At 64.4% G+C, this 21423-nt stretch carries 24 protein-coding genes; 12 read left to right on the plus strand and 12 right to left on the minus strand.

Features of this window, described 5'->3' with window-relative positions; all coding sequences use genetic code 11:
• Positions 1 to 224: 224 nt before the first annotated feature.
• From A7D27_RS06155 to hda, 3 genes are read left to right on the plus strand one after another with little or no spacing between them, the layout of a single operon-like run.
• Positions 225 to 1259 carry a DUF2066 domain-containing protein gene (locus A7D27_RS06155; RefSeq protein ID WP_069564390.1) on the plus strand — a complete coding sequence of 345 codons (1035 nt, stop codon included), beginning with the start codon at positions 225 to 227 and terminating at the stop codon, positions 1257 to 1259.
• 42 nt (positions 1260 to 1301) lie between these two features.
• Positions 1302 to 2396, plus strand: coding sequence for an AI-2E family transporter (locus tag A7D27_RS06160; protein WP_069564391.1), 1095 nt, complete (start codon positions 1302 to 1304; stop codon positions 2394 to 2396).
• Positions 2393 to 3097, plus strand: a complete 705-nt coding sequence (hda, locus tag A7D27_RS06165; protein ID WP_069562215.1) for a DnaA regulatory inactivator Hda — start codon at positions 2393 to 2395, stop codon at positions 3095 to 3097. The genes A7D27_RS06160 and hda overlap by 4 nt, the downstream gene beginning before the upstream one ends.
• A gap of 48 nt (positions 3098 to 3145) precedes the next feature.
• On the opposite strand, the gene A7D27_RS06170 is transcribed toward hda, so the two are convergent.
• The 3 genes from A7D27_RS06170 to arsC are packed head-to-tail and all read right to left on the minus strand — an operon-like array spanning position 3146 to position 4504.
• The gene (locus A7D27_RS06170) at positions 3146 to 3556 is read right to left on the minus strand and encodes a DUF2069 domain-containing protein (protein WP_069562214.1); all 411 of its coding nucleotides are present in this window, start codon (positions 3554 to 3556) and stop codon (positions 3146 to 3148) included.
• A complete protein-coding gene (gene wrbA, locus A7D27_RS06175) occupies positions 3549 to 4154 on the minus strand; it encodes an NAD(P)H:quinone oxidoreductase (protein WP_044414163.1) in 606 nt (201 codons plus the stop codon). The genes A7D27_RS06170 and wrbA overlap by 8 nt, the downstream gene beginning before the upstream one ends.
• Positions 4151 to 4504, minus strand: coding sequence for an arsenate reductase (glutaredoxin) (gene arsC, locus A7D27_RS06180; protein ID WP_069562213.1), 354 nt, complete (start codon positions 4502 to 4504; stop codon positions 4151 to 4153). The genes wrbA and arsC overlap by 4 nt, the downstream gene beginning before the upstream one ends.
• A gap of 119 nt (positions 4505 to 4623) precedes the next feature.
• On the opposite strand from arsC, the gene A7D27_RS06185 reads away from it, so the two are divergent.
• Together A7D27_RS06185 and A7D27_RS28640 are read left to right on the plus strand one after the other, a co-directional pair.
• Positions 4624 to 5844 (plus strand): YihY family inner membrane protein, encoded by a 1221-nt coding sequence (locus A7D27_RS06185; protein ID WP_069564392.1) that lies wholly within the window; start codon positions 4624 to 4626, stop codon positions 5842 to 5844.
• 168 nt (positions 5845 to 6012) lie between these two features.
• The gene (locus tag A7D27_RS28640; protein ID WP_083265536.1) at positions 6013 to 6210 is read left to right on the plus strand and encodes a hypothetical protein; all 198 of its coding nucleotides are present in this window, start codon (positions 6013 to 6015) and stop codon (positions 6208 to 6210) included.
• 62 nt (positions 6211 to 6272) lie between these two features.
• Here A7D27_RS28640 and A7D27_RS06190 read toward each other — a convergent pair whose 3' ends face one another.
• Together A7D27_RS06190 and A7D27_RS06195 are read right to left on the minus strand one after the other, a co-directional pair.
• The gene (locus tag A7D27_RS06190) at positions 6273 to 6665 is read right to left on the minus strand and encodes a hypothetical protein (RefSeq protein WP_069562211.1); all 393 of its coding nucleotides are present in this window, start codon (positions 6663 to 6665) and stop codon (positions 6273 to 6275) included.
• 122 nt (positions 6666 to 6787) lie between these two features.
• On the minus strand, positions 6788 to 8194 hold the full coding sequence (locus A7D27_RS06195; RefSeq protein ID WP_069564393.1) for a PilZ domain-containing protein: 1407 nt from the start codon (positions 8192 to 8194) through the stop codon (positions 6788 to 6790).
• Between the two features lie 30 nt (positions 8195 to 8224).
• Here A7D27_RS06195 and A7D27_RS06200 point away from each other — a divergent pair, with 30 nt between their 5' ends.
• On the plus strand, positions 8225 to 8707 hold the full coding sequence (locus tag A7D27_RS06200) for a TlpA disulfide reductase family protein (protein WP_069564394.1): 483 nt from the start codon (positions 8225 to 8227) through the stop codon (positions 8705 to 8707).
• The gene (locus tag A7D27_RS06205; protein WP_069564395.1) at positions 8707 to 8982 is read left to right on the plus strand and encodes an acylphosphatase; all 276 of its coding nucleotides are present in this window, start codon (positions 8707 to 8709) and stop codon (positions 8980 to 8982) included. Before A7D27_RS06200 ends, A7D27_RS06205 begins: the two co-directional genes overlap by 1 nt.
• Positions 8983 to 9010: 28 nt before the next feature.
• Here the strand turns inward: A7D27_RS06205 and A7D27_RS06210 are convergent, their stop codons facing one another.
• Both A7D27_RS06210 and A7D27_RS06215 read right to left on the minus strand, forming a co-directional pair.
• A complete protein-coding gene (locus A7D27_RS06210) occupies positions 9011 to 9967 on the minus strand; it encodes a hypothetical protein (protein ID WP_069562207.1) in 957 nt (318 codons plus the stop codon).
• Positions 9968 to 9977: 10 nt separating this feature from the next.
• Positions 9978 to 11693 (minus strand): proline--tRNA ligase, encoded by a 1716-nt coding sequence (locus tag A7D27_RS06215; RefSeq protein WP_069564396.1) that lies wholly within the window; start codon positions 11691 to 11693, stop codon positions 9978 to 9980.
• A gap of 114 nt (positions 11694 to 11807) precedes the next feature.
• Here A7D27_RS06215 and A7D27_RS06220 point away from each other — a divergent pair, with 114 nt between their 5' ends.
• A complete protein-coding gene (locus A7D27_RS06220; RefSeq protein ID WP_240919443.1) occupies positions 11808 to 12215 on the plus strand; it encodes a PaaI family thioesterase in 408 nt (135 codons plus the stop codon).
• Between the two features lie 73 nt (positions 12216 to 12288).
• On the opposite strand, the gene A7D27_RS06225 is transcribed toward A7D27_RS06220, so the two are convergent.
• Positions 12289 to 13584, minus strand: coding sequence for an OprD family porin (locus tag A7D27_RS06225; protein WP_069564397.1), 1296 nt, complete (start codon positions 13582 to 13584; stop codon positions 12289 to 12291).
• Between the two features lie 611 nt (positions 13585 to 14195).
• On the opposite strand from A7D27_RS06225, the gene A7D27_RS06230 reads away from it, so the two are divergent.
• The gene (locus tag A7D27_RS06230; protein WP_069564445.1) at positions 14196 to 14621 is read left to right on the plus strand and encodes an HIT domain-containing protein; all 426 of its coding nucleotides are present in this window, start codon (positions 14196 to 14198) and stop codon (positions 14619 to 14621) included.
• A gap of 3 nt (positions 14622 to 14624) precedes the next feature.
• Positions 14625 to 14834, plus strand: coding sequence for a SlyX family protein (locus A7D27_RS06235; protein ID WP_044414128.1), 210 nt, complete (start codon positions 14625 to 14627; stop codon positions 14832 to 14834).
• A 74-nt stretch (positions 14835 to 14908) separates the two neighbouring features.
• Here A7D27_RS06235 and A7D27_RS29050 read toward each other — a convergent pair whose 3' ends face one another.
• The 4 genes from A7D27_RS29050 to A7D27_RS06255 all read right to left on the minus strand — a co-directional run bounded on the left by A7D27_RS29050 (position 14909) and on the right by A7D27_RS06255 (position 18575).
• On the minus strand, positions 14909 to 15511 hold the full coding sequence (locus tag A7D27_RS29050) for a cold-shock protein (RefSeq protein ID WP_069562240.1): 603 nt from the start codon (positions 15509 to 15511) through the stop codon (positions 14909 to 14911).
• Positions 15512 to 15670: 159 nt separating this feature from the next.
• Positions 15671 to 16738: a GGDEF domain-containing protein gene (locus A7D27_RS06245; protein ID WP_069562203.1), complete on the minus strand. Its 1068-nt coding sequence runs from the start codon at positions 16736 to 16738 to the stop codon at positions 15671 to 15673.
• 107 nt (positions 16739 to 16845) lie between these two features.
• Positions 16846 to 17316 carry a Dps family protein gene (locus tag A7D27_RS06250; protein ID WP_069562202.1) on the minus strand — a complete coding sequence of 157 codons (471 nt, stop codon included), beginning with the start codon at positions 17314 to 17316 and terminating at the stop codon, positions 16846 to 16848.
• Between the two features lie 149 nt (positions 17317 to 17465).
• A complete protein-coding gene (locus A7D27_RS06255; RefSeq protein ID WP_069564398.1) occupies positions 17466 to 18575 on the minus strand; it encodes an HD domain-containing phosphohydrolase in 1110 nt (369 codons plus the stop codon).
• A 244-nt stretch (positions 18576 to 18819) separates the two neighbouring features.
• On the opposite strand from A7D27_RS06255, the gene aspS reads away from it, so the two are divergent.
• Together aspS and A7D27_RS06265 are read left to right on the plus strand one after the other, a co-directional pair.
• Positions 18820 to 20595: an aspartate--tRNA ligase gene (gene aspS / locus A7D27_RS06260; RefSeq protein ID WP_069562200.1), complete on the plus strand. Its 1776-nt coding sequence runs from the start codon at positions 18820 to 18822 to the stop codon at positions 20593 to 20595.
• Between the two features lie 62 nt (positions 20596 to 20657).
• A complete protein-coding gene (locus tag A7D27_RS06265; protein WP_069564399.1) occupies positions 20658 to 21407 on the plus strand; it encodes a YebC/PmpR family DNA-binding transcriptional regulator in 750 nt (249 codons plus the stop codon).
• Positions 21408 to 21423: the final 16 nt, after the last annotated feature.

A 21423-nucleotide genomic window follows, 5' to 3' on the forward strand; every position in this document is an offset into this window, starting at 1 on the left:
CAGGCCTTTAGGGGAAATTCGTGGGTCGACCGGCGACGAGGGCCGGTTCGCGAAGGCGCGCGATTTTATCAGGGTTGGCCTGTAGCAGCCATCGGCAGCGGTCGCGCAGGGGGAAAAGCCTGCACCGCCGGGCACCGCCCGTTGCCGGCCAGGATGGGCCTGTTTAAGGTATAGCCCTTCCCGATGCGGCTCCGGCCGCTCCATCCGTTTGTCGAGAGTCCCCCATGCGCCTGATCGCCCGCCTGTTGTTGGTCTGCCTGCCGCTGCTCAGCCCGCTGGCCCATGCCGAAACGGTCGCTACTCTCTACCAGGTGCGTGAGCCGGTGCTGTCCCAGCAGCCCGAGGAGCGCGACCAGGCGCTTAACCGCGCGCTGGAAACCCTGGTGATCCGTCTGACCGGGGACACCAAGGCGCTGAACAGCCCGGCACTGGCCGAGGTGCGCAAGAACCCGCAGCAACTGATCAGCCAGTTCGGCTACGAGGGCCAGTCGCTGCAGGTGGACTTCGACCCGGTAACCACCGATCGCATCTTCCGCCAGGCCGGCATCGGCCTGTGGAGTGCCAACCGCCCGGCGATCCTGACCTGGTGGCTGAACCAGGCGGCCGAGGGGGCGAGCCTGGTGGGCGACGCCCAGACCGCCGCCGCCCCTCTGCGTGATGCCGCCCAGCACCGTGGACTGCCGCTGCGCCTGCCGCTGGCGGACCTCAGTGAGCAACTGGCCGCGACGCCGGAGAGCCTGACTGCCGCCGACCCGGCAGCCTTGCGCCCGGCCTCCGAGCGTTATGGTGCCGATGCCCTGCTCGCCGTGCTGGCCAGCGAGACGGATGGCAAGTGGAAGGCCACCTGGCACCTGTGGATCGGCGACAGCCGCGAGCAGGGCACCCTGGAGGCGGCCGATCCGGCGGCCCTGGCCGATGCCGTGATGCTCGCCGTGAGCCAGCGCCTGGCGCCGCGTTTCGTGGTGGCGCCAGGCGTCGGTCAGGATCAGGTGCTGGAAGTGAAGGGCGCCGACCTGGACCGCTATGCCGAGCTGTCGCGGGCACTGGAGCCCTTCGGGGCCCGCTTGTACCTGGTGGAAGGCGATGTCCTGCGCTTCCGCGTCAGCGCCAGCGTCGACCAATTGCGCGCCCAACTGGCCCTCAGTGGGTTGACCGAGTCGCCGGCCGAGCAGGCGCCGGTGGACGCGGCCCAACCGGCTGCACCGGGCGCCGCGCCGCAGGTCGTGCCACGGCAGAATGCGTTGCGTTTCCAGTGGTAAGGATGCTTAACCTGCCACATTCGTCCGGGATGAGGGACCGTCATGACTGATTCGCGTCGCTGGCTGTGGCTCGGGGGCGTGCTGCTCCTGGGCTGGCTGTTGTACCTGTTGCACCCGATCCTCTCGCCGTTCCTGGTGGGCATACTGCTGGCCTACATGGGGGACCCGCTGGTGGACCGCCTGGAGGCACGTGGGCTTTCCCGTACCTGGGGTGTGGTGGCGGTGTTCACGCTGTTCAGTCTGGTGCTGCTGGCACTGTTGCTGATCCTGATCCCGATGCTGGCGCGGCAGGTGGCGCGGCTCTACGAGACGGCACCGCAGATGCTGGACTGGCTGCAGAACAGTGCGTTGCCCTGGGTCCAGGCCAAGCTGGGGTTGCCTCAGGGCTTCTGGCGCTTCGACAAGCTCAAGGAGGTGGTCAGTGGCCACCTGGGGCAGACCACCGACCTGGTGGGCGTGATCCTGGCCAGTGCCACGGCTTCGGGCCTTGCGCTGGTGGGCTGGGTGGGCAACCTGCTGCTGATTCCGGTGGTGGGGTTCTACCTGTTGCGTGACTGGGACCTGATGGTGGCCAAGCTGCGTGGCCTGCTGCCGCGCAGCCGCGAAGGGCTGGTGGTGAAGCTCACCGGTGAATGCCACGAGGTGCTGGGGGCGTTCATGCGCGGGCAACTGCTGGTGATGCTGGCCCTGGGGGCCATCTACGCGGTGGGCCTGATGATCGTCGGCCTCGACCTCGGGCTGCTGATCGGCCTGCTGGCCGGGCTGGCCAGCATCGTGCCGTACATGGGCTTCATCGTTGGTATCGGCATGGCCGTGGTGGTGGCGCTGTTCCAGTTCGGCGGGGTCGATCTCTATGCCCTGCTGGGAATTGCCTTGGTGTTTGGTGTCGGCCAGTTGCTCGAGGGTATGGTGCTGACGCCCATGCTGGTGGGGGATCGGATCGGCCTGCACCCGGTGGCGGTGATCTTCGCGATCCTCGCCGGCGGCCAGCTGTTTGGTTTCACCGGCGTGCTGCTGGCGCTGCCCGTGGCGGCGGTGATCATGGTTTTGCTGCGCCATGCGCATGATTTCTATAAACTTTCGGATCTTTACGGAGAGACCGGCAGCGGTTCCGACGAACCCAGCGATACGGCATGAAACCCATCCAGCTTCCCCTTGGCGTGCGCCTGCGTGACGACGCGACCTTCGCCAACTATTACCCTGGCGCCAACGCCGCGGCCCTCGGCTATGTCGAGCGCCTTTGCGAGCCCGATGCCGGGTGGACCGAGAGCCTGATCTACCTGTGGGGTGCGGAGGGTGTTGGACGCAGCCATCTGCAGCAGGCGGCCTGCCTGCGCTTCGAGCAGCGTGGCGAGCAGGCGGTGTACCTGCCCCTGGCGGACTTGGTGCAGTACGGCACGGCGATCCTCGACAACCTGGAGCAGTGCGAGCTGGTCTGCCTGGATGACCTGGATGCCGTCGCCGGGCGCGCCGACTGGGAAGAGGCGCTGTTCCACCTGTTCAACCGCCTGCGCGATGCCGGCCGCAAGCTGCTGCTGGCCGCCAACACCGCGCCACGTGAGCTGCGCATCGCCCTGCCGGACCTGAAGTCGCGCCTGACCCTGGCGCTGATCTTCCAGCTCCACGCCCTTTCCGACGAAGACAAGCTGCGTGCCCTGCAGTTGCGGGCCTCGCGCCGTGGCCTGCACCTGACCGAGGAAGTCGGCCGTTTCATCATGACCCGCGGCTCGCGCAACATGAGCGTGCTGTTCGACATCCTCGAACGCCTGGACCAGGCCTCTCTCCAGGCGCAGCGCAAGCTGACCATCCCCTTCCTCAAGGAAACCCTGGGCTGGTAACGACGAAGCGCCCCGTAGGGCGCTTCGCTCGACTCACCGTTCCCGACCTCAGCTTTCCCCGGCCAGCTTGCGGTTGTGCTGGAACTTCCAGCGCGTGTACAGCAATGCCGCGCAGAACAGCACCACGCTGAGCACCACCATCAGCCAGCCGAACACCATGCGCTTGGGATCGGCTGCGGCCAGTACACCCTGGATGAAGTAGAGGTTGATCACGAAGCAGGCCCAGGCGTGGGCGCGGGCGTTGCCGAGGAGCATCCCGGGGGCCAGCAGCACCAGGGGCAGCAGCTCGATGCTGAGCACCACCCAGTAGCGGGCACCGTTCAGGTCCGCGTACACCAGGGTCCATACGGTCAGCAGCAGGATCAGGCCGAGGAAGCTGGCCAGGCTCAGGGCGCGGCTGATGGCCAGGCGCGGGGCGAGCCAGTCCAGCTCCGGGAGTTTCTTGGGTGTTCTAGCCACGTCCGTTCTCCAGTCGCAGAGCCGTTTGTGCCAGGCGTTGGCCCAGGGCGCGGCAGAGGGCGCTCTCCTGCTCATCCAGACCGCGCTTGCCGTCGGCGCCGGCGTAGTGGCTGGCGCCGTAGGGGGTGCCGCCGCCGGTGGTGCTGAGCAGGGCGGGTTCGCTGTAGGGAATGCCGGTGATGAGCATGCCGTGGTGCAGCAGGGGCAGCAGCATGGACAGCAGAGTGCTCTCCTGGCCCCCGTGCAGGCTGGCGGTGGAGGTGAAGACGGCGGCCGGCTTGCCCACCAGTTCGCCACTGAGCCAGAGGCTGCTGGTGCCGTCGATGAAGTACTTCAGCGGTGCCGCCATGTTGCCGAAACGGGTCGGGCTACCCAGGGCCAGCCCGGCGCAGCCCTTGAGGTCGTCGAGGGTGGCGTACGGGGCGCCTTCGGCGGGGATGTCCGGCGCGCTGGCCTCGCAGTCGGCGGACACTGCTGGCACGGTGCGCAGGCGCGCTTCCAGCCCGGCGAGTTCGACGCCACGGGCGATCTGGCGAGCCATGCGCTCGGTGGCACCGTGGCGGCTGTAGTAGAGGACGAGGACGTAGGGCGTGCTCAAGGCAGGATCTCCAGTACCTTCTCCGGCGGGCGACCCACCACGGCCTTGTCACCCACCACCAGGATGGGCCGCTCGATCAGGCGCGGGTGCTGGCTCATGGCGTCGATCAACTGGTCGTCGCTGAGCCCGGTGTCGGCCAGCCCCAGGCTCTGGTATTCCTCCTCGCCGGTGCGCAGCAACTGGCGGGCGCCGATGCCCAGGCGCGCCAGCAGGGTCTTCAGCTCGGCCGGACTGGGCGGGGTTTCGAGGTAGCGCACCACGGTCGGGGTGAGGCCGCGGGCCTCCAGCAGCTCCAGCGCACCACGGGATTTCGAGCAGCGTGGATTGTGATACAGGGTCATTTCGGTCATGGCGGGGGTCGCAAGGCCTTGAGTGAGGCGGCTATTCTAACCGCGTCCGCGTGCGGGCCTGAACCGTGCATATGGTTTCGGGCAGCGGACACGGCACCTCAGTCAACGAAGGAGAAGGAATGCGCCAGCGGATCAGAGACATCGAGGAGTTCTGGCGTTTCCTGCTGCAGCGCTTCATCAGCGACAACGGTTTCAACAGCGCTGCGGCCCTGACCTACACCAGCCTGTTCGCCGTGGTGCCGATCATGACGGTGACCTTCACCATGCTCTCGGTGATCCCTGCCTTCCAGGGCATGGGCGAGCAGATCCAGCGGTTCATCTTCCACAACTTCGTGCCCAGTACCGGCGAGGCAGTGCAGGAGTACCTGCAGGGCTTCACGCTGCAGGCGCGGCACCTGACCTGGGTGGGTGTGGGGCTGCTGGCAATCACCGCCTTCACCATGCTGGTGACCATCGAGAAGGCCTTCAACACCATCTGGCGCGTGCGCCAGCGGCGCCGGGGCATGGCCAGCTTCCTGCTCTACTGGGCGGTGCTGAGCCTGGGGCCGCTGCTGCTGGGCGCAGGCTTCGCGGTCAGCACCTACATCACTTCCCTGGCGCTGCTGTCCAGCCTCAACGAGATCGCCGGTACCCGCGCGCTGCTGGGGTTCACCCCGCTGCTGTTCAACGTGGCGGCCTTTACCCTGCTCTATGCGGCGGTGCCCAACGTCCGCGTGCCCCTGCGCCATGCCGTGGTGGGGGGAGCGTTCACGGCCTTGTTGTTCGAGTTGGCGAAGGCCTTGTTCGGCCTGTATGTCAGCCTCTTTCCCGGCTATCAATTGATCTACGGTGCGTTTGCCACGGTTCCGCTGTTCCTGTTGTGGGTCTATGTCTCGTGGGTGATCGTGCTGTTCGGTGCGGAGCTGGTGTGCAACCTGGGCCATTCGCGCCACTGGCGTCGCCAGGCCTTGCCGCGCCTGCTGGTGGTGCTGGGCATCCTGCGGGTCATGCATGACCGCCAGCAGCGCGGCCTGCCGGTCCGCCGCCTGGATGCGCAGCGCGCCGGTTGGCTGCTGCCGGAGGATGAGTGGCTGGAGCTGATGGACTTCCTTGAGGCCCAGCATCTGGCGTGCCCTGTGGCGGTGGGGTCCTGGGTACTGTGCAGGGACCTTTCCAACTACAGCCTGCACCAGTTGCTCAACCACTGCCCCTGGCCGTTGCCGAAACCGGCGCAGTTGCCGGCTCACCTGGACGAACCCTGGTATCCGGCGTTGAAGGTCGCGCTTGAGCGACTGCAGGAGGATCAGCAGGCATTGTTCGACAAGAGCCTGGCCAGTTGGCTGCGGCCGGTCGAGGAGTGACAAAAAAGGTCAGTTACCTATGGGGTGTCCGTTTCGTGGCGCTTGGTATCTGGCGTGTAACCGTGGGGCATTCCTGCATTCCGGGGCGACTGGCACGTTTCTGGCAAACACCTGCTCAACATGCCATTACCCTGCCAGCAGGCGGGCCGCAAGGACTGAATTACTTCTATGAGCAAGGGCAGATCGAAGGTCGTCCACCTACATGAGCGTGATCCGGAAGAGGCCCTCGAACGCCTGAACCGTATCACCGGGCTGCGTTTCACCCGCTGGCCGGAGTCGCTGGTGCCGCCCAGGGCATCGGACGACACGTTGCCAGCCCGGCGAGATGAGTCTTCGCCGCACACGAATGATGCTGCGCGCGCCTGACTGGGGCGCTGGCCCAATGAAAAAACCCGCTTTGGCGGGTTTTTTTCGTTTTCGAGGTGTTGTCAGGCCAGGGCTTGGTGACTGTCGCTGACGACCTGTTCGACGGCCTGCACGAACAGCTCTTCGACCAGCAGGCTCTGGCAGGGTACGGCCGATTTCAGGCGCACCTGCATGTCCTCAATGCGCTGCCGGGCGGGCAGGCGGGCGATGCCGGAAAGCAGGATCTTGCCGTGAGCGTTGACCTTGCCATGGTCGACCATGATTTCCCGGCGGGCTTCGCCATCGCGGTAGCTCACCAGCAGCGATACCGGCAGGCTGGCCAGTCCGGGCAGTTGCAGCCAGGCGGCGACGTTGAATTCGGCCACGCGACCCTCGTAGGGGGTCACTACGAAATGCGCGCCTTCGACGATTCGGGAGGGAACGGGGCCGATCAGTTTGTCGAGGTTCTGAGACATCGTTGAGATTCCTGTCTTCGGGCAGGGCGACGGACGATAGGCCGCTAATTATAGGAATCGATGAGCGGGGAAACTGTGCGCTTGAGCGGCGCGCGGCGTGACTCGGCTCGCAGTTTGGCCGATCAGGCAAGTTTCAGCGGGTGGCGGGCCACCAGGGGTGTCGCCAGGTTCGAGGCAGGCAGCGGCAGCATGGCCTGGCTGTTGACGTTGGCGAGCTGGAGCCAGAGCTGTTCGCCTTCGACGAACTGGTCCTGGGGCAGCCACAGGCCGTGGTGCCAGCCGTTACCGGGGGCCGGGGTGCTTTGCAGGACGCCCGGGTGGGTCTGGGCGTTGGGGGCGCGTCTCAGCCAGACGGGGCGGGGCAGTCCCTTGAGGTAGCGCAGCCCGATGTGCAGGCCCTCGCGGTTGCCATGGCGCCAGCGCACCAGGGCCAGGGTGGGGGTGCCACTGTTGAGCAGCAGTACCAGTTGGCCGACTGCCAGTTGCGGTGCCTGGTTTGGCAGGCAGAGCAGGCGTGCGCCGCCGGCGCTGGCGTCCTGCATGCGGGCTTCGATGGCCCCGGGGCGCTGGGCCAGCAGGTGGGCGTGGATGGCCGGCAGGCCGGCGATCAGGGTGCAGGCCGCTTCGTTCTCGGTACGCGCGTGGCGCCGTTGCTGGCGGCCCAGCCAGTTGGCACTGACGCGCTCCAGCAGATCGTGCTCGACCGGGCTCTGCAGGGGGGCGGGCTCATACAGGGCCACCAGCAGTGGGCCCAGTTCGAGCCGGCGCAATTGGGCGGATGGGGCGCGGGCGGGCTGGTCCAGTGGCAGGTAGGGTTGCGGGAGGCCGAGGTCGACGACCGGGCCCTCGGACTCGTCCTCACCGTCCCAGGGCAGCAGCCTGGCGAGACCGGCCAGGGGCGCGAGTGCGCCGAACAGCAATGGGCACTCGCCGTCGGTGAGGTGGAACGGGTTGCTCAGGGCCAACAGCAGGACCTGTTGGTAGAGGCCGCGCAGGGTGTCGGCCGGAGTCGGGCGGAAGGCGGCGGCGACCGGTTCGTCCAGGCAGCCCTGGTGTTCGCCTATCCAGTACAGCAGGTGGCTGTCACGCCAGAGGCCGCCGGGTGGCTCCTGGTACTGCTGGTAGTGGCGCATCAGCGTCTGCGCGGTGAAGTGTTGGGCCATGTAAAGGCACCAGGCCAGGTGCGGAAGCGAGGGCTGGCGGCCCTGGAGGATCTGCAGGAGGAGGCGCTTGAAGCCGGCGGCCAGTTCGGCGCAGTAGCGCAGGAACAGCGGCGGCGGAGAGCGCGACTCGATGAAATCGGTGGCGTAGTGGCGGTATTCCTCGCTGAAGCTTTGCAGCGCCCGCTGCCTTTCGAGTAAGGTCACCGCACTTCGATTGAGGCGGAACAGTTGTCCCAGGGCCTGTTGCAGGCCGGTCTCCAGGGGCAGCAGCCGGGCGTTGGCCAGCGCGGGGTTGAGCCCCATGAGGCAGCTGCCGTCCTCGTCGACGATGTCCGGTACCTCGAGGCGCAGGGCATCCAACGTCATATCAACCCCGCAGGTACGAGGATCGACGAGATGGGATCACGACTCCAGGCTGTTTTCGGGGCGCTCATCGTTTCGGGGGCCGCTCTGTTGCTGGGAGGCTGTTCTGAGGATCTGGGCCTCGATCAGCATGGGCAGAAGGTAACGAGTGAGCGCTTCGAAAACCAGTGGCTGGTCATCAATTACTGGGCGGAGTGGTGCGCGCCGTGCCGGACGGAAATCCCCGAGCTGAACGCGCTTGCGGAACAGATGAAGGGGCAGGGCGTACAGGTCATGGGGGTGAACTTCGATGGCTTGCAGGGCGCCGAACTGGAGAAGGCGAGCCGCCAGATGGGCATCGGCTTCACCGTGCTGGCCCAGGACCCTTCCGAGCGCTTCAAGCTGCCGCGCAGCGAGGCGTTGCCGGTGACCTACATCCTTGATGCCCGTGGCCAGGTGCGCGATCGCCTGCTGGGCGAGCAGACCGCGAAGGGCTTGAGCGAGCGGCTGGCCGGCCTGCGGCAGGAGAAACCGTGATGGCGAGAATCTGCATGCATGGCTACGTCAGCGGCAAGGTGCAGGGCGTCTATTACCGCCAGTCCACCCAGGAAGAGGCCGACCGGCTGGAACTGGATGGCTGGGTGCGCAACCTCGAGGATGGTCGCGTAGAGGTGCTGTTCGAGGGGGAAGAGGCTGCCGTTCGTGAGTTGGCTGCCTGGCTGGAGCAGGGCCCCGAGGAGGCGCGCGTCAGCGCCGTGGAGCTGGAGGTTCACTCTCTGCAGGGGATCGCGGGTTTCGTGGTCCGTCGCTGAATCGGCGTGGCCGTCGCGTTGTGACGGCCTATTCGCCTTCACCCGGGTCAGCCACCAGGCGACCGGCATCCTTCATCAGCGCCTTGAGGAATTCCTGCTGGAGTTCCGGATCATTGCGCGTCAGTTCGATCAGGCTCTGTTCCAGTTCGCTGGCTTCCTCTTCCAGACCCAGTTCGGAGAGGCGCTTGACGCGGTGGACCCATTGGGACACTTCGTCGTCTTCCAGGTCTTCGTAGACCAGCGCGTGGGCTTCCTTCAGCTTGCCGCGCAGGTCCCGGCTGACCATCAGGGTGGTTTCGGCGCGGGCGCCGTCCTGCGGGTCTTCGACGCTCAATAGCAGCTTGCCGACGCGGCTGATGTCCTGATCGGCGAAGGGACCATCCAGCAGGTTGAGGCGCAGCACGCCATGGCGGTCGGTGAGCAGCTCGCTGGTCTGCTTGCCGGCGGTGACCATCACCGGCCGTTCCGACCAGGGCAGGCTGGAATACTCGACGCGCTTGTCGCGCTGTTCTTCGTCGATGCTGGCCAGGTTCTGCTCCGAGCGCCCGTTGGACTCGACGTTCATGAACGGGTTGAGCCCGGCGAAACCGTAGCTGATCCAGTCCTTGGTGGCGGTGTCGGGCAGGCTGCCCAGCAGGGCGACGTTGAGGACGTTGGCGCCCACACCGGCCACCACCGCGACGGCCCCGAGCGGGATCTCGTAGATCTCGCGCCAGGGCTGGTAGGGCGTGTAGCGGTCATAGCGGCGGGTGACCTCGAACTCTGTGACTTCGAAGGTCTTCTGGTCATAGACCCGCACGCGGCGTTGCGGCAGTTCGAGGACACGGGGTTCGCCAGCGTCGACCTGCAGGGCGTGGTTGAGCAGCTTGCGTTCGACACGCTCCTCATGTTCGCTGCGTTGGGGCAGGTGGTTGGCGCAGCCGCCGAGGAACAGGGAGCTGCACAAGGCAGCTCCCAGGAGGCGGGTGGTACGACGCTTGGACATGTCTTCTCGATCAGCGGTTGAGGCGGGCCTTGATGAAGGCCAGCACGTCGTCGACGGCAACGGGCTGGCTCTCGGTCTCGCGACGGTTCTTGTATTCCAGGTTGCCGTCGGCCAGGCCGCGCTCGCTGACGACGACGCGGTGAGGGATGCCGATCAGCTCCATGTCGGCGAACTTCACGCCGGGGCTGGTCTTCTTGTCGCGGTCGTCCAGCAGCACGTCGATGCCGGCAGCGGTGAGGTCCGCGTACAGCTTGTCGGTGGCTTCCTTGACGGCGGGGGTCTCGTACTTGAGCGGAACCAGAGCTACCTGGAAGGGCGCCAGGGCGTCCGGCCAGAGGATGCCGCGGTCATCGTTGTTCTGCTCGATGGCGGCGGCCACCACGCGGGAAACGCCGATGCCGTAGCAACCCATGATCAGGGTGACCGGCTTGCCGCTCTCGCCCAGTACGCTGAGGTTCATGGCCTCGCTGTACTTGGTGCCGAGCTGGAAGATGTGGCCGACTTCGATGCCGCGCTTGATCACCAGGGTGCCCTTGCCGTCGGGGCTCGGGTCGCCGGCGACGACGTTGCGCAGATCGGCGACTTCGGGCAGCGGCAGGTCGCGCTCCCAGTTGACGCCGAAGTAGTGCTTGTCATCGATGTTGGCGCCGATGGCGAAGTCGCTCATCAGGGCCACGGAGCGGTCGACGATGCAGGGGATGGGCAGGTTCAGCGGGCCGAGGGAGCCAGCACCGGCGCCGATGGCGGCACGCAGTTCTTCTTCGCTGGCGAAGACCAGCGGGCTGGCGACCAGGGGCTGGTTGGCAGCCTTGATCTCGTTCAGCTCGTGGTCGCCACGGACGATCAGTGCCACCAGGGTGCCTTCCTCGGCGCCGTGGACCACCAGGGTCTTGATGGTCTTCTCGATCGGCAGGCCGAACTTCTCCACCAGGGCGGCGATGGTCTTGGTGTCGGGGGTGTCGACCAGGCGCAGTTCCTCGCGGGGGGCTTGACGCTCCTTCTCGCGCGGCACGGCTTCGGCTTTCTCGATGTTGGCGGCGTAGTCGGAGCTGTCGCTGAAGACGATGTCGTCTTCACCGGAATCGGCCAGCACGTGGAATTCGTGGGAGCCGCTGCCGCCGATGGAGCCGTTGTCGGCCTGCACGGGGCGGAAGTCGAGGCCCAGGCGGGTGAAGACCTTGCAGTAGGCACCGTACATGACGTCGTAGGTGTCCTGCAGGGAAGCCTGGGAGTCGTGGAAGGAGTAGGCGTCCTTCATGATGAATTCGCGGCCACGCATCAGGCCGAAGCGCGGACGGATCTCGTCACGGAACTTGGTCTGGATCTGATACATGTTGATGGGCAGCTGCTTGTAGCTGTTCAGCTCGTTGCGGGCGAGGTCGGTGATGACTTCTTCGTGGGTCGGGCCGACGCAGAACTCGCGACCATGGCGGTCCTTCAGGCGCAGTAGCTCGGGGCCGTACTGCTCCCAGCGACCGGACTCCTGCCACAGCTCGCCGGGCTGGATGGCGGGCATCAGCACTTCCAGCGCGCCGGCGGCATTCATCTCTTCGCGGACGATGGTCTCCGCCTTGCGGAGTACCCGCAGGCCCATCGGCAACCAGGTGTAGAGGCCCGACGCCAGCTTGCGGATCATGCCGGCACGCAGCAGCAGCTGGTGGCTGATTACCACGGCATCGGCGGGAGTTTCCTTGAGGGTGGAAAGCAGGTACTGACTGGTACGCATGTTTGGCCGTTTCGTCGGTTGCGATGGGTTTGAGTGGCTGGGCATTGTACGGCGCTCATCGGGGCGCGTACAGGTTGCGGGCCCAACCGCGAGAGGAGGGTGGTGATGTCTTCATTGAGTGCTCAGCAGGTGCAGGCGCTGATCCGGGAAGGGGTGCCGATGGCGGCGGATATCGACCTGCAGATCGACCACCTCGACACCCACCGTGCCCTGGCACGGGTGCCCTTCCAGCCTCGCCTGGTCCGCCCGGGCGGCACCCTGTCCGGCCCGACCATCATGGCGCTGGCCGATGCGGCGATGTACGCGGTGGTGCTGGGCAGCCTGGGGAGGGTGGAGATGGCGGTCACCAGCAACCTCAATATCAACTTCCTGGCGAAACCCAAGCCGGTTGACCTGCTGGCCGATGCTCGCATCCTGCGTTTGAGCAGGCGTCAGGCTGTGTGCGAGGTTGCGCTGTATTCGGTAGGGGCGGAGGAAGAGATGGTGGCCCATGTAACGGGCACCTATGCGCTGCCGATATGAATGACGGGACAGCGGAAAGGAAAAAGCCCGGCTAGACCGGGCTTTTTCGTGTCGCGTACCGAAGAACCCTGTATTACAGGATGCTCAGCGGGTACTCGACGATCAGGCGAACATCTTCCAGATCATTTGACGCACCGAAGGAGCTGTCGCTGCGAACGGTTGCTTGACGAACGCGGAAGGACAGGTCCTTCGCTGCGCCATCTTGCACGACGTATTTGGCTTCGAAGTTGCGCTCCCAGCGGCCAGCGTCGCTATCGGTGATGCTGCGATCCTTGGCGCGAATAGTGGCGTTGTCGCTGGTTACGTAGCGGGCCATGAAGGTAAGGCCAGGCACGCCAAAGGATGCCATGTCGATATCGTAACGAGCCTGCCAAGAGGTTTCGTCTTCAGCGTTGAAGTCTTTCACCTGGATGGAGTTAGCCAAGTAGATGGTGCCGCCGCCGTCTGCGCCATAGTCGTAACCGGTATCGCCATTACTACGCTGGTGTGCAACGGTGAACTTGTGGGCGCCCATGGTGTAAGAGGCTGCCAAGCTCCAGATGGTGTTATCAAGGCTGGAGCCGTAGGCTTTCTTGTCGTAGTCGGTTTTGTAGATGTTGAAATCGAAGCCGAGAGACTGCTCGTCGGCCAGCGGAACAGTCAAGTTCACGTTGGCGTACTTCTTCTTGAATGTATCTTCCAGGTCAGAAGCAAACAGCGAGGTGCTCAGTTGCTCAGTGATGGCATAAGTGCCGCCGTAAACATTGATCGACTTCATGCGACCGCTGTCGCGATCAGTCTGCCATTGCTGATTAAGAGCAGTGAAGCGACCGGCGTTCAGGGTCAGGCCTTTGATTTCTTGGACGGTCAGCAGGGTGCCGGTAGTGGCCTCAGGCAGCAGTCGGCTGTCATCGGTTGCAAAGACCGGAAGGGCTACGAACTGGTTACCGTATTTCAGTACGGAGTTGGACACTCGTACTTTTACCGCAGCGCCTGCTTCAGAGAATTCGTCTTGGGAGCGGCCATCGCTATCCATGGGCATCTCAAGAATGCCGGCGCGACCTTTGCCGCTATCCAGCTTGATGCCCAGCAAGCCGTATGCATCAACGCCTACACCCACGGTGCCCTGGGTGAAGCCCGACTCAAAGGTGCCAATGAAACCTTGGCCCCACTCAGAGGTGTAACCTGCGGGGTTGCCGCCAACTGCGCGGTATTCGGTCGCATCACCACCGCGATGGTAATCACGGTTGATGTACAGGTTACGAGCCAGAACTTTCAGGCTGCTGTCTTCGACAAAGCCCTTGGACTCGTCCTGGGCGCTGGCGAACGCCAACTGGGTGGTACCGGCGGTCACGGCCAGGGCCAGTGCGCTCCACTTCATCACTTGCATTGTGATTGCTCCTTTGGTTTTGAAGATTCTCGCCGCTTTCTTATTTATTGAAGGCGGTTCTTTCTTTTTGTGTCGGCGCTAACTTATAGCACGACGTCTCAAGATGGCGATAGCTGGGCTCCGCTCCTTACGAAAACTTCACGGCCATGTCGCAATTCGGGTGGGCGCGTGTCGCATATTCGTAGTTCTTGCTTCAATCCCTTGGTTCTTGTTTTTCTGCGGTCGTTACAGGCACTTAGTGCAACTAGGCCTGGTGCGACGTTCGCGTCCGGAACAGGTGTACCGGAATGACCCAGTCGACCATGGCGTTGCATAAAGCAACATCCGTGCACAAACCATGCAGCCTGCTCTTGTCGTTGTGAGTTTTCCGCCGGACGTGCAGGCGCTGGGTAGAAATGATAGCTGGGTATTGGTCATTCGTTCTCGATGCGACCGAAACGGCTGCTTGAGGTGTTACGAGGTAACGCCTCACTGTGGTGCGTGTGGTCGATTCTGGTGCGCAGTGGTAACTCTGCCGGTTTTGGCTGTCCCGGTCGGTGGTGGTTGGGTATTCTTCTCGCCGTTTCTTGCCCCGTTTGATGGGCTTTTGCATGACTGAGGTGAAGATCGCCATGTTCAATCTGGATCCAAGACTTCAGCAGGATTGCCGGGTGATCGGGGACTACCCCCTTTCCCGCCTGTTGCTGATGAACGACTCGCAGTACCCCTGGTTCATCCTGGTTCCTAAGCGGGAGGAGGTCAGCGAGCTGTTCCAGTTGGACGCTGCCGATCAGCAGCAGCTCTGGAAGGAGGCTGTGTCGCTGGCTGAAGTGCTGAAGGACAGTTTCGGTGCGGACAAGATGAACGTCGCCACGCTGGGTAACGTCGTCAGTCAGCTCCACGTGCATGTGATCGCACGGCGCAAGAGCGACGCTGCCTGGCCGGCTCCTGTGTGGGGGCGTGCTCCTGCCATTCCCTACACCGAAGGGGAGGTCGCGGACCTGCTGGCACGTCTGCGCCTGGTCCTGACGGATGATTTCCGATTCGCGGAGGAGTAAGGCATGAGTCTGGAAATGCGCGTGATGGAGCTTGAGACTCGCCTGGCTTTCCAGGATGACACGATCCAGGCCCTCAATGATGAAATCGTGGCACAGCAGCGGATCGTCGAGCGGCTGCAGATGCAGGTCGCGGCGCTTGCCCGTCGGCAGGAAGAGCTGTTGAGCCAGTTCGGTGCATCCGATGGCGATGAGGCGCCGCCGCCCCATTACTGAGCTGTGTCTGTTTCGCCTCTATATAAAGAAGAAGCCCGCCGTGATGGCGGGCTTTTTCATTGGCCTGGTATTGCTCAGCGGCGGCCGGGCAGGGCGGCGATCACGTCCTCCGCCTGCAAGCCCTTGTCCCGTTGCATCACGGTGAACTCGACGCGCTGGCCTTCCACCAGGACGCGATGCCCTTCGCCACGGATGGCGCGGAAGTGGACGAAGATGTCATCGCCCGAGTCCCGGGAGATGAAGCCGAAGCCCTTGGAGGTGTTGAACCACTTCACCGTGCCGGTTTCACGGTTGCTCATGTCCTGCAGGATCGGGGTGGCCTGGGTGACTTTGCGCAGGTTCAGCAGCAGGTGCAGCGCAACGGCGAGGAAGCTCGCCAGCAGGCTCAGCAGGATGGCGGGCTTGCCGCCGATTTCCGGGATCGGTGCCAGTAGCACGGCGATCTGCACGATCACGGCGAGCACCAGCAGGGCGGAGACCGAGGCCTGGAGCTGGCTGCGGGTGCCACGTGCCCAGACGGGAAGGACCGGTGCCATCAGCAGGTTGAGCAGCCCGATCAGGGCAAGGTACAGCGCATCGGGTTGTTGCAGGTAGGGCAGGGCATCGCCGCGCAGGCTGGGAATGAAGGACAACAGGAGCGCAGCGGCGCCCGTCAGCAGATGGACGATCTTCAACATGTTCAATGGACTCACCTTGATAGGAAACGCACAACGGAAAGAGCGGGCGCGCCGGTAATCCGGTAAATGAGGTCGCGCCAGCCTATGTCTGTAACCCCACGTTATGGCGGGTTGCAGGCACCGGGCGCTATTTAACAGGAAAGACTAGGGCTACTCAAATCAAGCAGTTAGCGCGGCTTCCGGCGCACCGGGGTGGACCTGGTTGCGGCCGTTGCGCTTGGCCTGGTAGAGGGCGTCATCGGCTCGTGTGAGCAGGCTTTCCAGGTTGTCGCCCGGTTCGGCCAGGGCGATGCCGAAACTGGCAGTGATGGTGTCCAGCACCTGGTCGGTGCGGCGGACCTTGACGCGCAGGGATTGGAACTTCAATCGCAGCATTTCCGCGAAGGCGCGAGCACTGGCCAGCTCGTGGCAGTCGCGCAATACGACACAGAACTCCTCGCCGCCGTAGCGGGCTGCCAGGGCACGCGGGGGCAGCAGGTCCTTGAGCAGTTGGCCGACGTGCTGGAGTACGCGGTCACCCAGGGGGTGGCCGAAGTGATCGTTGAACTGCTTGAAGTGGTCGATATCCAGCATGATCAGCGCCAGGCCCGAGGTGTTTTCGGCGAGGGCCTGTTCCAGTAGACGGGTGAACGCGTGCCGGTTGAAAACCTGGGTCAGGCTGTCCAGCGTGGCGGCCATCTGGGCTCTTTCCAATTGCAGGCGCAGGGTGTGGATCTCGGCCTGGGCAGCGCGCAGGCGGTAGAGAAACTGCTCCTGCTGGTCGTGTATCAACTGGGTGCTCTGGTGCAGGTCGTTCAGCACGCTGGGCAGGTCGTCGATTATCGGGTCGTGCAGGGCTGCCAGGCCCGCTTCCAGGCTTTGCTGGTAAACGGTGCTGCCTGTCACGCTGCGAGTGACGTCGGTCTCTATGTCATCGACAAGTTCGATCACCTGCTGTTGGCCGGCTCGCGCTTCCTCCAGCTCGCCTCGGATGATGAAGTCGCGGAACAACTTCACTGCCGAATCAGGCGGAAAGGCATCGAAATCCTTGACGATCTTGTCCAGGCGGCGATTGAGGTCGGGCTGCTTGCCCTGGCTGTAGGTGTACCAGAGGGCGTAATGGATGGGGTTTGGCGGAATGTCATGGCGAACCATGAGCGGAACGGCCTGCTTGAGCAATTCCGCTGCCTCCCGGGTCTCCTCCGGATAGAGTTCGAGCAGCAGGGGGGATTTGGAGGGCTGGCTCATCAACAGGCACTGACAAGGAGGGGAATTGTTCGAAGCATAGTTCAGGCAGGGGGCTGTCGCCCAGCAAAAAGGCCCGGCAAGCCGGGCCTCTCGGAGGGCGGGGAGGGTCAGACAGCCAGCAGGCTGCGCAGCATCCATGCGGTCTTCTCATGAACCTGCATGCGCTGGGTCAGCAGGTCGGCGGTCGGCTCGTCGCTCACCTTGTCCAGTAGCGGGAAAATGCCGCGTGCAGTGCGAACCACGGCTTCCTGGCCCTGGACCAGTTGCTTGATCATGTCTTCCGCAGTCGGTACGCCTTCTTCTTCCTTGATGGAGGACAGGCGCGCATAGGCGGCGTAGGTGCCGGGAGCCGGGAAGCCCAGGGCGCGGATGCGCTCGGCAATGGCGTCGACGGCCAGGGCCAGTTCGTTGTACTGGCCCTCGAACATCAGGTGAAGGGTGTTGAACATCGGACCGGTAACGTTCCAGTGGAAGTTATGGGTCTTCAGGTAGAGGGTATAAGTGTCCGCCAGCAGGCGGGAGAGGCCTTCGGCAATAGCGGCGCGGTCCTGTTCGGCGATTCCGATGTTGATTTCCATACTTCTCTCCTCAGTGGTCCAGGCCCGCTTGGGGCCCGTGATCGGCAGAGACTAGCACAGGGAAATGGCGCTCCGATGCCGGCAAAAATCAATGGTTGTGATGCCTTATACCTATCGGTCTGCACCGGAAACCGGCTGCGCGGTGGGCGCTACAGTCGGGTCAGATGGGGCTCTTCGCTGAGGCAGGCATTGAATGTTTCGACCCAGTGGGCGCTGAACTGGCTGCCGGCCAGGCCGTTGATCTCCAGGATCGCACGCAGGACGGGGCGCTTGCTGAGGGTCTGGTGGGCGCGTTCGTGGGTGCGGGCGTCGAAGGTGTCGACGATGTCGAGGATCAGCGCGCCGGGTACGATCTCCGCTTCGCGCAGCCCCTTGGGGTAGCCGCTTCCGTCCGCGTGCTCCTGATGCTGAAGAATGATCTCGGCCGCTTCGTCCCACTGGGGCAGGCGTCGCAGCAGGTCGGCGCCCATCCGTGGATGCGCTTGCATCAGGCGTCGCTCCTCCCGAGTCAGGCGTTCGGCCTTGTGCAGGAGGGGGAGGGGCATCAGCGCCATGCCCAGGTCATGAAGGCATACGGCCGTGGCGAGTTGACGCGGGTCGACGGGGTGGCCGGCGCGGCGGTTCATCGCCAATGCCACCTCCAACTGGCGCTCACCCCGACCGAGCCAATAGTGCGAACGCCGCTCGGCGGCTTGCATGAGGTCGAGGAAGAACGCCAGGTCGGGGTCATCCGACAGCCCGTGGCGGGCCAGGGCGCCGGTATCGGTTACGGGCCCGGCTTGCGGAGTCGCCAGTCGGGTGTTTGGGTCCAGGCGGAACAGCAAGGCCTGGCGCATCTCCGTCTGTCGTTGTTCGGGAGCCTGGGCCAGCGCAGACAGCGCCTTGGCCAGCGGCAGGGTATCGGGCGGCAGTCCAGGCTCGCCGGCGAGTGCGCCTCTGACTAGGTCACGCAGACGATCCAGTATCAGCAGCATGATGTCGCCAAGCAGACTGTCGAAGAGCAGTTGCCCCTCGCGCAGTTGGTCGAGGACATCTTCCAGGGCCTGGGGCAGGGCGTTGAGGCGTTCGAGGCCGACGTAGCCCAGGTTGCCCTTGAAGCTGTGGACCTGGCGGAAGAGCTGGCGCAGTCGCTCTGGATCGGCTGGCGTGCGCTCCAGGTCGATCAGCAGTTGTTCGCAGCGGTTGAAGCCCTCGTAGGCTTCCTGGCGGAAATCATCGAGGAGGTCCTGGTTGAAGTCGGCTGGGCGTTGGGTGGCCATGGCGAGGCTCCGCGTGCTCGGGGATTTGAGTATAGAAAGCCTGTGGGCGGGCGGCTGCGCGGTATCGATTAACCATATATAATCCGGCCCTTTGCCACGGGTGCGGGCCTGTGCTCGGCCTGCCGAAGCACCGGGGTGATGCGCCTCCGGTCGCCTTGTCGGCCGGTCAGGCGCCGATGGACGATATTTCCCCTCGTGCCCAGCGGCCCGACGAATTCACGACTCAGAGAAGCGAAACACGACCATGATGCGCAGCCATTATTGCGGCCAACTGAACGAGAGCCTGGACGGCCAGGAAATCACCCTTTGCGGCTGGGTTCACCGCCGTCGCGACCATGGCGGGGTCATCTTCCTTGATATCCGCGACCGTGAAGGTCTGGCCCAGGTGGTCTTCGACCCGGATCGTGCCGACACCTTCGCCAAGGCCGACCGCGTGCGCAGCGAGTACGTGGTCAAGATCACCGGCAAGGTTCGCCTGCGCCCCGAGGGTGCGCGCAACGCCAACATGGCGTCCGGTGCCATCGAGGTGCTGGGCTATGAGCTGGAAGTCCTGAACCAGGCCGAAACCCCACCCTTCCCGCTGGACGAGTACTCCGATGTGGGCGAGGAAACCCGTCTGCGCTACCGCTTCATCGATCTGCGTCGTCCGGAAATGGCCGCCAAGCTGAAGCTGCGTTCGCGCATCACCAGCAGCATCCGCCGCTACCTGGACGAGAACGGCTTCCTCGACGTCGAGACACCGATCCTCACCCGTGCCACACCGGAAGGTGCTCGCGATTACCTGGTACCCAGCCGCACCCATGCCGGCAGCTTCTTCGCCCTGCCGCAGTCGCCCCAGCTGTTCAAGCAGCTGCTGATGGTGGCGGGCTTCGACCGCTACTACCAGATCGCCAAGTGCTTCCGCGACGAGGACCTGCGTGCCGACCGTCAGCCGGAATTCACCCAGATCGACATCGAGACCAGCTTCCTCGATGAGAACGACATCATGGGCATCACCGAGACCATGATCCGCAACCTGTTCAAGGAAGTGCTGGATCTGGAGTTCGGCGAATTCCCCCACATGACCCTGGCCGAAGCCATGCGTCGCTACGGCTCCGACAAGCCGGACCTGCGCATCCCGCTGGAGCTGGTGGACGTGGCCGATCAACTGAAGGACGTGGACTTCAAGGTCTTCTCCGGCCCGGCCAACGACCCGAAAGGCCGTGTCGCCGCCCTGCGCGTACCGGGCGGCGCGAGCATGCCGCGTAGCAAGATCGACGAGTACACCAAGTTCGTCGGCAACTACGGTGCCAAGGGCCTGGCCTACATCAAGGTCAACGAGCGCGCCAAGGGCGTCGAGGGCCTGCAGTCGCCCATCGTCAAGAACATCGCCGAGCCGAACCTGAACGTGATCCTCGATCGCGTAGGCGCGGTCGATGGTGACATCGTGTTCTTCGGTGCCGACAAGGCCAAGGTCGTCTGCGATGCCTTGGGTGCCCTGCGCATCCGCCTGGGCCACGACCTGAACCTGCTGACCTGCGAGTGGGCTCCGCTGTGGGTGGTCGACTTCCCGATGTTCGAAGAGAACGACGACGGCAGCCTCACCGCCATGCACCACCCCTTCACCTCGCCCAAGTGCAGCCCGGAAGAGCTGGAGGCCAACCCGGCCGCCGCGCTGTCCCGTGCCTACGACATGGTGCTCAACGGCACCGAGCTGGGCGGTGGTTCGATCCGTATCCACGACAAGGCGATGCAGCAGGCGGTGTTCCGCGTGCTGGGCATCAGCGAAGACGAGCAGCAGGAGAAGTTCGGCTTCCTGCTGGACGCTCTCAAGTACGGTGCTCCGCCGCACGGTGGCCTGGCCTTCGGCCTGGACCGCCTGGTGATGCTGATGACCGGCGCCTCGTCGATCCGCGAAGTGATCGCCTTCCCGAAAACCCAGAGTGCCGCCTGCGTCATGACCCAGGCGCCGGGTGTCGTGGATGCCAAGGCCCTGCGCGAGCTGAACATCCGGCTGCGTGAGCAGCCCAAGGCTGAGTAACTAGAACCAACCGCGACGGCGCCCCAGGGCGCCGTCCGTCAAAGCAGAGTACGGAGTGCGTTATGGCTGGTCATTCCAAGTGGGCCAACATCAAGCACCGCAAGGGTCGGCAGGACGCCAAGCGGGGCAAGATCTTCACCAAACTGATCCGTGAGCTGACCGTGTCGGCCAAGCACGGCGGCCCGAATCCGGCGGACAACCCGCGTCTGCGCCTGGCCGTGGACAAGGCGCTGACCGCCAACATGCCGCGCGACACCATCGATCGCGCCATCGCCCGTGGTGCCGGCAACAACGATGCCGACAACATGGCCGAGCTGACCTACGAGGGTTACGCGCCCAGCGGCGTGGCCATCATCATCGAAGCCATGACCGACAACCGTAACCGCACTGCTGCGGAGGTGCGCCACGCCTTCACCAAGTGCGGGGGCAACCTGGGGACCGACGGCTCCGTCGCCTACATGTTCGACCGCAAGGGCCAGATCAGCTTCGCCCCCGGCGTCGACGAAGATGCGCTGATGGAAGCAGCCCTGGAGGCCGGTGCCGAGGACGTGGAAATGGGCGAGGACGGTTCCGCTCTGGTGTCCACCAGTTTCCCCGACTTCCATGCTGTGAACGAGGCCTTGCAGACCGCCGGGTTCAAGGGTGAGGAAGCCGAGATCGCCATGATCCCGTCTATCAGCGCTCCCATTGCCGATCTGGAGACCGCCCAGAAGGTGCTGAAGCTGATCGACATGCTCGAAGACCTCGACGACGTGCAGAACGTCTATCACAACGCCGAGATCCCCGACGAGATCATGGAGCAGTTGGACTGAGTTCCAGCCTGCGCCT

Origin of the sequence: Pseudomonas sp. 1D4 (assembly GCF_001728925.1) — a bacterium.
GTDB lineage: Bacteria > Pseudomonadota > Gammaproteobacteria > Pseudomonadales > Pseudomonadaceae > Metapseudomonas > Metapseudomonas otitidis.

Bases quoted from the DNA above. Each gene is read 5' to 3' on its own strand.
- A7D27_RS06250 (WP_069562202.1), bottom strand. From the start codon at position 17,316: ATGGAAATCAACATCGGAATCGCCGAACAGGACCGCGCCGCTATTGCC.
- A7D27_RS06155 (WP_069564390.1), top strand. From the start codon at position 225: ATGCGCCTGATCGCCCGCCTGTTGTTGGTCTGCCTGCCGCTGCTCAGC.
- A7D27_RS06245 (WP_069562203.1), bottom strand. From the start codon at position 16,738: ATGAGCCAGCCCTCCAAATCCCCCCTGCTGCTCGAACTCTATCCGGAG.
- aspS (WP_069562200.1), top strand. From the start codon at position 18,820: ATGATGCGCAGCCATTATTGCGGCCAACTGAACGAGAGCCTGGACGGC.
- A7D27_RS06160 (WP_069564391.1), top strand. From the start codon at position 1,302: ATGACTGATTCGCGTCGCTGGCTGTGGCTCGGGGGCGTGCTGCTCCTG.
- A7D27_RS06210 (WP_069562207.1), bottom strand. From the start codon at position 9,967: ATGTCCAAGCGTCGTACCACCCGCCTCCTGGGAGCTGCCTTGTGCAGC.
- A7D27_RS06195 (WP_069564393.1), bottom strand. From the start codon at position 8,194: ATGACGTTGGATGCCCTGCGCCTCGAGGTACCGGACATCGTCGACGAG.
- A7D27_RS06230 (WP_069564445.1), top strand. From the start codon at position 14,196: ATGTTCAATCTGGATCCAAGACTTCAGCAGGATTGCCGGGTGATCGGG.
- A7D27_RS06205 (WP_069564395.1), top strand. From the start codon at position 8,707: ATGGCGAGAATCTGCATGCATGGCTACGTCAGCGGCAAGGTGCAGGGC.
- A7D27_RS06265 (WP_069564399.1), top strand. From the start codon at position 20,658: ATGGCTGGTCATTCCAAGTGGGCCAACATCAAGCACCGCAAGGGTCGG.
- A7D27_RS06255 (WP_069564398.1), bottom strand. From the start codon at position 18,575: ATGGCCACCCAACGCCCAGCCGACTTCAACCAGGACCTCCTCGATGAT.
- A7D27_RS06190 (WP_069562211.1), bottom strand. From the start codon at position 6,665: ATGTCTCAGAACCTCGACAAACTGATCGGCCCCGTTCCCTCCCGAATC.
- A7D27_RS06200 (WP_069564394.1), top strand. From the start codon at position 8,225: ATGGGATCACGACTCCAGGCTGTTTTCGGGGCGCTCATCGTTTCGGGG.
- A7D27_RS06225 (WP_069564397.1), bottom strand. From the start codon at position 13,584: ATGCAAGTGATGAAGTGGAGCGCACTGGCCCTGGCCGTGACCGCCGGT.
- hda (WP_069562215.1), top strand. From the start codon at position 2,393: ATGAAACCCATCCAGCTTCCCCTTGGCGTGCGCCTGCGTGACGACGCG.
- arsC (WP_069562213.1), bottom strand. From the start codon at position 4,504: ATGACCGAAATGACCCTGTATCACAATCCACGCTGCTCGAAATCCCGT.
- A7D27_RS29050 (WP_069562240.1), bottom strand. From the start codon at position 15,511: ATGTTGAAGATCGTCCATCTGCTGACGGGCGCCGCTGCGCTCCTGTTG.
- A7D27_RS28640 (WP_083265536.1), top strand. From the start codon at position 6,013: ATGAGCAAGGGCAGATCGAAGGTCGTCCACCTACATGAGCGTGATCCG.
- A7D27_RS06185 (WP_069564392.1), top strand. From the start codon at position 4,624: ATGCGCCAGCGGATCAGAGACATCGAGGAGTTCTGGCGTTTCCTGCTG.
- A7D27_RS06235 (WP_044414128.1), top strand. From the start codon at position 14,625: ATGAGTCTGGAAATGCGCGTGATGGAGCTTGAGACTCGCCTGGCTTTC.
- A7D27_RS06215 (WP_069564396.1), bottom strand. From the start codon at position 11,693: ATGCGTACCAGTCAGTACCTGCTTTCCACCCTCAAGGAAACTCCCGCC.